Source organism: Aliterella sp. E5.1 (assembly GCF_057473825.1).
The window spans coordinates 1-8,688 of the sequence record NZ_JBYCCV010000130.1 but is presented as its reverse complement, the minus strand read 5'-3'; the positions used below and the strand labels follow the sequence as shown (position 1 = coordinate 8,688).

10 protein-coding genes are annotated in these 8,688 nt (G+C 42.0%); 5 read left to right on the top strand and 5 right to left on the bottom strand.

Going from position 1 to position 8,688, the window contains the following annotated elements:
- Positions 1-97: IS1/IS1595 family N-terminal zinc-binding domain-containing protein (locus tag AC2VE5_RS22535; RefSeq protein ID WP_486886923.1), on the bottom strand; the 97-nt coding region annotated here is incomplete at its 3' end.
- 103 nt (positions 98-200) lie between these two features.
- On the opposite strand from AC2VE5_RS22535, the gene AC2VE5_RS22530 reads away from it, so the two are divergent.
- Both AC2VE5_RS22530 and AC2VE5_RS22525 read left to right on the top strand, forming a co-directional pair.
- The gene (locus tag AC2VE5_RS22530; protein ID WP_486889913.1) at positions 201-449 is read left to right on the top strand and encodes a hypothetical protein; all 249 of its coding nucleotides are present in this window, start codon (positions 201-203) and stop codon (positions 447-449) included.
- A gap of 17 nt (positions 450-466) precedes the next feature.
- Complete coding sequence (locus tag AC2VE5_RS22525; RefSeq protein WP_486889912.1) at positions 467-1,189, top strand: galactosyltransferase-related protein; 723 nt, start codon at positions 467-469, stop codon at positions 1,187-1,189.
- Here AC2VE5_RS22525 and AC2VE5_RS22520 read toward each other — a convergent pair.
- Positions 1,186-2,469: a glycosyltransferase family 4 protein gene (locus AC2VE5_RS22520; RefSeq protein WP_486889911.1), complete on the bottom strand. Its 1,284-nt coding sequence runs from the start codon at positions 2,467-2,469 to the stop codon at positions 1,186-1,188. The genes AC2VE5_RS22525 and AC2VE5_RS22520 overlap by 4 nt on opposite strands.
- Positions 2,470-2,903: 434 nt before the next feature.
- On the opposite strand from AC2VE5_RS22520, the gene AC2VE5_RS22515 reads away from it, so the two are divergent.
- Entirely contained in the window at positions 2,904-3,299 is a 396-nt protein-coding gene (locus AC2VE5_RS22515; RefSeq protein ID WP_486889910.1) for a hypothetical protein, read from the top strand.
- A gap of 67 nt (positions 3,300-3,366) precedes the next feature.
- Here AC2VE5_RS22515 and AC2VE5_RS22510 read toward each other — a convergent pair whose 3' ends face one another.
- The 3 genes from AC2VE5_RS22510 to rpsD all read right to left on the bottom strand — a co-directional run bounded on the left by AC2VE5_RS22510 (position 3,367) and on the right by rpsD (position 7,486).
- A complete protein-coding gene (locus tag AC2VE5_RS22510) occupies positions 3,367-3,870 on the bottom strand; it encodes an RNA recognition motif domain-containing protein (protein WP_486889909.1) in 504 nt (167 codons plus the stop codon).
- Between the two features lie 529 nt (positions 3,871-4,399).
- Positions 4,400-6,619: a M48 family metallopeptidase gene (locus tag AC2VE5_RS22505; RefSeq protein WP_486889908.1), complete on the bottom strand. Its 2,220-nt coding sequence runs from the start codon at positions 6,617-6,619 to the stop codon at positions 4,400-4,402.
- Positions 6,620-6,877: 258 nt separating this feature from the next.
- Positions 6,878-7,486 carry a 30S ribosomal protein S4 gene (gene rpsD / locus AC2VE5_RS22500; RefSeq protein WP_486889907.1) on the bottom strand — a complete coding sequence of 203 codons (609 nt, stop codon included), beginning with the start codon at positions 7,484-7,486 and terminating at the stop codon, positions 6,878-6,880.
- Between the two features lie 180 nt (positions 7,487-7,666).
- Here rpsD and AC2VE5_RS22495 point away from each other — a divergent pair, with 180 nt between their 5' ends.
- Together AC2VE5_RS22495 and AC2VE5_RS22490 are read left to right on the top strand one after the other, a co-directional pair.
- Positions 7,667-7,912, top strand: a complete 246-nt coding sequence (locus tag AC2VE5_RS22495) for a hypothetical protein (RefSeq protein WP_486889906.1) — start codon at positions 7,667-7,669, stop codon at positions 7,910-7,912.
- A 21-nt stretch (positions 7,913-7,933) separates the two neighbouring features.
- Complete coding sequence (locus AC2VE5_RS22490; protein ID WP_486889905.1) at positions 7,934-8,602, top strand: hypothetical protein; 669 nt, start codon at positions 7,934-7,936, stop codon at positions 8,600-8,602.
- The last annotated feature ends 86 nt before the right edge of the window (positions 8,603-8,688 follow it).

Sequence of the window (8,688 nt, the reverse complement as noted above, 5' to 3'; positions counted from 1 at the left end):
ACGTCTGTTGGCAAACAGGACAGAGATAGCGTTGATGTCCGTTGGGCATCTTGCCGTGTTTATGGGCTTTAGAATGATCACACAAAGGGCATTGCATGGACGAGTTGCAGATGAGAGATCCCCTCTACTCTACCAATCCCACGTTTATTTGACGCACTACCGAAATTTTTACGGGCTGGGGTTGGGAAGATCAAGACTTATTGATCCGGGTTAAACTTCTAGGTATCAAAATTGTTAGTGATGGCAAAGTAATTCACCTCTCCCACGATGACACTAAGCGCAATCGCTACTGTAGTATCCAACCAAGCCAAACTCGCGACCGGAACATTACTACTTGTCTATCGTCTCTATCTCAAGGAGCTTTGTTAGGCGACTTACAAGTAAAAACTCCTAACCCCCTAAAACCCTGCATTGTTACTTATCAGCTACCAAATTCTTTAAGGATTTAGTTTAATAGGTCAATCCTGTGAAATTATCCCTACTTGTTACCTACCGCCAACGAGAAAGTCGTCTAAAAATTCAACTTGCTTGGTGGAAATCGCAGCAAGAAATAACTGAATGGGAACTTTTGATTGTAGAAGCTGATAAGTCGCTCTCAGCGTGGATTTTGGCAGAACTTGTTGACACGAATATTAAGTACGTTCATTTGCCTTGCACGGGTGCATTTCATAAAACTAAAGCCTTGAACCTCGGACTATCTCTAGCATCCGGTGAATTTATTGCACCTTTTGATGTAGACCTGATTCCTTTGAATCAAACCTTATCGCAGCAACTAAAGATAGCCCAGCAGTCGCTGCAACTACTGGTTGCAGGCTATAGAGTTATGCTAGAAAGTAAAACTACAGATGTCCAATCAATTAATCAAACAGCGATCGCTCGCGAAGACCAACCTACCGCGCTGTGGAAGCAACTAATACACCAAGAAAGATTTGGAGTTGTGCCTTTTTTTAAACGCGATCGCCTTTTAGACATTGGTGGCTGGGATCAGACCTTTGTCGGCTGGGGTGGCGAGGATCAAGATATCATCGAACGATATCTGCAAGACGGGCGGTTTTTAGCCCGATGTCCAGAACTTGTATACTTACATCTACCTCCTCCACCCAACAAATATTGGACGGAAACGAGTTTTGTAGAACAAAATAGACAACACTACTACACCACTAGGCAATCTCGACGCAGATATAATTAAGCGCTGACAGCTTCTTTTGACTTAACTGTTGCAAGGGTTTTTGGCTGCAATATATTGGTATAAAGTTCGCCTAATTGAGATGCTACACCTTCCCAACTAAACATTGTCTCTACCCGTCTTCTAGCAGCCTTACCCATTTCTTCGCGTTCTTCTGGAGATAAAGAGAGAATGCGATCAATAGCTGCGGCAAAAGCAGCATCATTTTTGGGCGGTGCAAGTAATCCTGTTTCCTCAGGAACTACAGTAAACTGCAATCCACCAACATCACTAGCAATCACTGGGGTAGCACTTGCCATTGCTTCAATAGCGACCAACCCAAAAGGTTCGTAGTGGCTGGGAACTACGCACATATCCGCCGCCGCATAGTAATTGTGCAGTATGTCGTCTCCCAAGCGACCGGGGAAGGTAGTAATATCGGTCATCCCTAGCTCTTTAACAATACTTTCAATGCGATCGCGTTCTAAACCGTCGCTTTGTCCAGGACGAGAACCGCCACCAATTATCAATTTTAGGTCTTTTTTGCCGCGTAGTTGCGATTGACCTACGGCTCTAACTAATGTTTCAATCCCTTTACGGCTATCAAATCTGCCTACGTATAAAATCACTGATGATTCAGGATCTATACCTAATTCTTGTCTTGCTTGTAATCTAGTTACCGAACCAAAACGATGGATATCTGTGCCGCAAGGAATAATATCAATGTTTCCTTTTTTCGATACTAGGTCCCGCATATGAACTTTTTCTTGCGGACTTGTGGCAACAATACTTTCTGCCGTTTCTAATACTGCTTTCTCAACGTCCAAACGAGTTTTAGCGATTAGTGGAATTGTCGAAACTGATTTGTATTTGACGTAACCCAAGGAATGATAAGTATGAATTTGTTTGCTGCCTTGGATTTTCTTTAACTGCATTCCTACCCAGGCAGATATCCAATAATTGGTGTGTACTAAAGAATATTTGATTCCCGATTCTTGTTGAAACTTAAGGATTTGTTGGACGAATTCTTGAGCGTAGGGAAATATATTATCCCTCGGTACAAATTCTTCGGGTCCAGCTACTAAGCGAATTGTTCTACAGTTAGGTGCGTGTTCGACTATTGCGGCTTGCTCGGCGTTGGCTTTGCGGGTAAACATATCTACTTGCCAACCGAGTTTAGCTAGAGCTTCACCCACTTGACGCACATAGACATTTTGTCCCCCAGCTTCTTCTTTCCCAATTTCAATTGCAGGATCGCCGTGAACTGATATTAGGGCAATGTGCTTTCGATTTGAGGTACTCATAGCTGATAATTACCGGATTTTGATTAAATTTATATAGAGGTCGCTCTGGGCGGGTTCCTTTAGTGGGCAGGATGTTTTTTAATCCTATACGTTAATGTAATTTTGACTTGGGTTTTAGGCATCCCCTGCGGGAAATATCTTGGGGACTATTCGATCTGTCTTAGGATTTTTTTAGCCTAATGAAGTGCATTTGTAAAGTTTTGTCAATCCCTCAATAACTATATATTTAAATTGTTTTAAGGTTAATATTTCCCTTATTGGCGTAAACTTCTATGCGTTGATTATAAAGCAGTAAAAGTAATACTACTTACACTTTATCTTATAGTTGAGATAAGTGAAATTAATACAATCGGCTTCATGACTTTGCTTCAACAGTTTCTACTCAATTTATGAAGCCAATAATAAAGAGTTTAATAGGTTATTAAGATACAGCTATGCAATTAGAATTTGTGCCAATTGAAGACTTTTACTTTGCTTTAACGCTGGCAGTACGACCGCTAGAAGACATTGGTGATGGGGATTTAGTCGAAAAAGTGCGATCGCGTTTAGAAAGTGTATGTGGAGAACCTTCAACAATTGCGGCGGCTAAACAAAATAACTTCAATTATGTATTTACGGTCAGTGACGGCGACAATAGCCCCGCACCACAGCTAGTAGTGTCGGTCGCCGACTGGCAAAACAAACTCCGGCTTAGTAGCGATTATGGCTGGGCGTTGGACAAAGAGCGTAAACCTACTCGTACCGAAAGATTTGACCAACGCTCAGACTTTGCTCGTCAATTGCGATCGCATTTAGAAACCTGGCTAGAAGTACCTCTGCCCAGCGATTAATCTGGGCAGAGACAAGGTGCTTTTAAGAGCCACAAGTTAGTATTAATAGCCAATCTTGAACACTTTACTACCCATTAGTAGTTTGTGCTGCCAACATTTGCTTGAGCTTTTCTAAGTCCGCCGCCCAGCGAGGATCTGGCTGTACGCCTTCGGTACTTTCGCTAGTAGAAGTTGTCGTGCTGCTACCTGGGCGACGAGATTTTTTATTGTTGTTGTTACTGCTACGGCGATTGGGGACGGGTTTGTCTATATTGCCGCTACTTGTTGGGCTATCACTACTATCACTGTCTGGGCGTTGTTCGCCTTCTTCGTCTGCTTTGGTACGAGGTAGAGCCTTCTCTATTTTTATGGGTGTATCTTTAAATAAATAACCATTGAATTTTTCAATTATTTTGTCAGCGTGTTCGTCATCATTGACAGTTACAAAGCCAAAACCGCGACATTTGCCTGTTTTGCGGTCTTTAATTACTTTAGTAACCACTGAATCGCCTTCCTCTGCAAAAACCGCTTGCAGGTCTTGACGCTCTACTTCTTCTTTGGGCAGATTACCAATATATAAACGAACTGACATGAAGTATTCCTCTACAAATTGACATGAAAATAACTTGGCATCGAACCATTTAGTTTAGATTGGCTGATAATAAATTGAGGTTGACATATGCTGCCACTAACTAATTTTTAAATTTTATCTAGCTAATCTATACATTACAGGTACTGTTTGTTAATTCAGGATTTCAGTTATCGATCTCCTGTAAAGATTTTGACTTGACAACTGCTTTTTCTTTTTGCGCTCTATTGCGGCGAGCACCTTTTTGTCATGAGTAACACTTTCAAGGTTACTTACCTGTAAGGGTGACACTATTTTTTACAATATCACGCTCAGGGCGGCTAAGGTAGCTAATTGCATATAATTCCGCCTTTAGCAATACTTGCGTTCTACTCTGAAGAATTCCATCTTTCTAAATGCGGGTATTTGCTAATTGGACTGAATGCAGGTTAGTAGGTGCAATTAATTGATAGTTGCGCTTGTTTTGGATAATTGATAATTGCTATAACTAAATATAACATTTTTATTAAAAATTGTTATAAATCTTTATACTTTATTTGCCCGCAATGATTGCGGCAGTACCGTATAGAGCGATCGCGCTTGCTGCAATAGTAGCCCAAAGCGGCTGAGAACTATGGCTAACTTTGCCAGTTTGAGTTTGTAAAGTATGAAGGTCTATCCAACTTGTAGCACTGCGACGAAACCAGCCAGTAACTAAAATATGTCGTCCTAGCAAATCTGTTGGATTGAGCGATTGCCGATAAAATATATTACCAATAGAACCCAAGGGAGACGAGTAATGCAGCTTAACTAGACCTTGGGCAGAATTAAGTAATAAATCTTGTCCCAACCAATTAGCTATACCCCGTCGCCCCAAGAGCTTACCTTGCAAACGCACAGGATTACTATCGACAGGTAAAGCTTTAGAATTTGCCAATTGATCGGCTAAACTTGGAGTAGCGCGGAGCGCCGCCGGGGTAATATCTGGAAACAAAAAATTTATTCGCAAAAATAGACTAATACTTAAACAAACAGGCATAAAAGCTTTAATCAGTAACCAGTCGCCGTACATCCAAGCCAGTTGCGGAATCCAGATTACAAGAGCAATTGCCCCAATTAGCCAAGCTAACCCCCCACACACTAAACCAAAAACAAGTCCCACAACCGCCGCAAATTGCAATAAAGATCTACTCGTAAATAGAGATCGCATTTGAAACAAGCTTTGCAAAGTTGGTGCTGGGCGAGTAGAGAAATTTAGTGTTTCTAGATGCCAATATTGAGCAAAAGCATTTAAACGTTGTAAGCGATCGCCCATCAAAGGATGAGTATTGTTGATAGCAAGTATATACCGATAAGGATTGAGACAATCCCAAGCCAAAACCGCCTCAATTTGCGCCGAGCAACTGCCTAAAGTAATAGCTTGGTAGAAGCCTATAGGTATAAACAAATTGAAACTTTCCAGCAGAGGGCTAGTGCATTCTTTTTGCTGCACATCTTTAGTGATGCCGATCGCAATTTTGAGCAAAGCGCGAGTCAACCCGTTTGGATTGCCAGTGATATTCACAGCAACGCGATCGCTGTAATAGATTCGTAACTGAGATAACCCTAAAGCTGGAAGACAAAGCAACCACCATAACCCGTAAGCAGTGCTAGAAATTGTCGCCGCCGCGATTTTGGTAATTGAATTAGTAGTGCTGTCTCCCCATGTTGCTACTTGGCAATAGATTATATAAAAGCTTTGAGTTACTAGCATAAATAGGGACATAAGGGCAAAATCCCAGCAAACAATATGTCCGAGTTGCGCAGCATAAATACTAGCAATTTCGTCTTCTGCTAATTGTTCGAGTAATCCTTGAGTAACGACAATTCGAGCCGTACGTCGGAGGTTGCCATAAGTAAAAGCAACGGGTACAGAAATAGGTAAAATAACTAACCGAGGCAAACGCCAACCTTGCTGGCGGCAAAAGCGTTGTAATAAGAGGCTAGATTCGGGGCTAGATTTGGCAAGCTGACCTATAGATAAAGGTTGGCTGTCATAATTTAACTGCAATAGAAGATCTAGCAGCCAGGGAGATAAAAGTGCCAATAGTAGCAGCAATAGACCGAGCAAGTTTGAAGGATCGTGATAAAAAGGTTGAAATGGCTCTAAATACGGCAATTTAACTAATAAATCGTTAGTAAAGAGCATGACAAACCTCAATACCTCCCGGATCAGCCAAAAAAGCGCGATCGCACTACCTGCAATCAGTAGCCACAAAGGTATTAAATTGACTTCGTTTATTGGTTGCCATTGTTTTGCTCTGGGTGCGTTTCGCCATGCAAAAGGTGCAGGTGCTAATAAATTTTCCTGCTTGTCTGCTTCTGGCTGTCTAGGCGTGCTTGCAGCCGCCTCAAAGACGACAGGCTCAGTTTTGTTATCTTCATCCTTGTCTGCTTGCTGCCCAAGCGTAGATTTAGATACCGTTTCAAAGGCTACAAATCCTGTTGGGTCGGTGGTTGGAGCTTTTACAAGTTGAGGATAATTAGTAACAGCCCATGCTCTAGCTTGAGCCTCGCGACTTTGAGCGAGAATTTGCAATAAAGAACTTGCGCGAACGTCTTCTCCCCTACCTATATAAGCGACGATTAAACCCTTCTGGGCTTGAATTTTAGTAGCTGGGGATTGGGAGGGACTTTGACAAACAACTTCTAATAAAGTGATCGCCTGCTCGAAGTCACCTTGTTCTAACGCCATCAATCCAGTCTTTAGCAATGATTCGGGAATCGCAGCCATAAAAATATGCTCCGCCTCATATTTCTTCTCAACATACCCGTATTTGGCTTTTAACTATCAATTTTTGAGTGCCTTGTGGGCAACTAAATTTTTGATATGTAGTTTGATTTTTTGGCAAGCAAGAACCCAAGTAAAACTGTAGTCCGCCATTAAATCAAACAAGCTCCCTAATTAACGGATTTAGGAAGCTTGCTCAAAAATATGACAATTCTGTAAATGGCTCACCGCAGCCGCACGGTGGTTGTAGCCAATAGAAGACTAAGCTTGTCTTGAATAATACTCAACAACCAGTAGTTCGTTTACTTGCAACGCCACCCATTCGCGCTCTACTAAGCTATTGACTTTGCCCACCATTTTGGCTTTATCAAATTCTAGATGACTGGGCAAATTCGCTAAACCTGGATACTGCAAATTAGCTTCTACCAACTTGCGCGATGCGTCTCTATCTTTGACTCCAACAACTTCTCCAGGGCGACATTGATAACTTGCAATGTCAACTACACGACCATTGACTGTCACGTGACCGTGATTTACCAATTGACGAGCGGCAGGAATTGTGGGAGCCATCCCTAACCGAAATACCGTATTGTCTAAACGCATTTCTAATAGTTGTAGCAATACTTGCCCGGTAGAGCCAGTAACTCGTCTTGCTCGGCGCACGTACCGCAGCATTTGCTTTTCAGTTAAACCGTAGTTCATGCGCAGCTTTTGCTTTTCTTCTAGACGAACGGCGTATTCCGATCGCTTTTTGCGGTTTTGTCCATGCTGACCTGGTGGGTAAGCTCGTCTAGCACTCTTGCGCGTCAATCCTGGTAAGTCGCCTAAGCGACGGATGATTCTTAACCGTGGTCCTCTGTATCGGGACATGAATTTTCCTGTATCTACTAATTATGCTTAAAGTTTGCCAAATATATGATTGTAGCAGCAAGTAATTACATAAACAAGAGCTAAGGTTATTTGCGCTCGGAAAATTATTTTGCTTGCCACCGTGAAAAATGAGAATAATAATAGAAACTGTTAATTGCACTGACAAATTCTAGCTCTGCGATGACTGCTAATGCTTCAACTACCGATAGCCTCACTAACCAGATAGAAATCTGTCAACAAAAGCAGCTTACAGGCAGGCTACACATAGTAGCTACGGACAATCAGCAATGGAGTTTGTACTTTTGCCTAGGGCGATTGATTTGGGCAACGGGGGGAATACATTTGCTCAAGCGTTGGCGAAGACTCTTAGCTCAGTATTGCCCTCAAATTGATAGCCAAAAGCATAGCTTTTCAACCGGAAAATGAGATCTAGAGGAATATCAACTCTTGATTAGCTTAGTAAAAAAGCAGGAAATCAAAGGAGATGAAGCAGTCAGGGTAATTCGCAATACCGTTACAGAAGTATTGTTTGATTTGCTACAGCAAGAAGCGCTAGGTAAATTAACCTTTGAGTGCGATCGCCAAAATGCTTTAAATACCTCTTTAACATTACTGAATCCCCAACACGCGATCGCCTACTCTAAGCAAGCTTGGGAACAATGGTGCAAAGCAGGCTTAGAAAAATTATCGCCCAATGCCGCCGTATTGTTGAGGCAACCACAGCAACTACAACAGCATACTTCCGCTCCGGTGTACCAGACTTTAATTAAAATTGTTGATGGAGAAAGGACGCTAAGAGACTTAGCAATACTGATGAAGCAAGACTTGCTCCTGGTGACACGTTTATTAAGTCCGTACATTCGTCAGGGGATTTTAGAGCTAATAAAAATTGGCGACTTACCCCTCATTTGTCACTTTCGGGAAAGTAAAATATGGAAGCTGCTAGGCATAGGGATTTTAGTAAAGTCGCTCCAAATTAAGTCATTTGTTAGGAAATTAGGATTGAAAGCCATACAGTTCAGAGGTTTTCAAGCTTTAGTTCGCTTTTTCCTTGCCCAGAGTGACAAATCAGGGTTACAGCAGTTCCTGATTGAATATAATACAGTTAAAGAGTAAACTTGAACGGAAACTAAATGAAAGCGTACTCTGTAGACCTGCGCCAAAAAGTCATTGATGCCGATAACCAGCGAGAGGGGTCACAG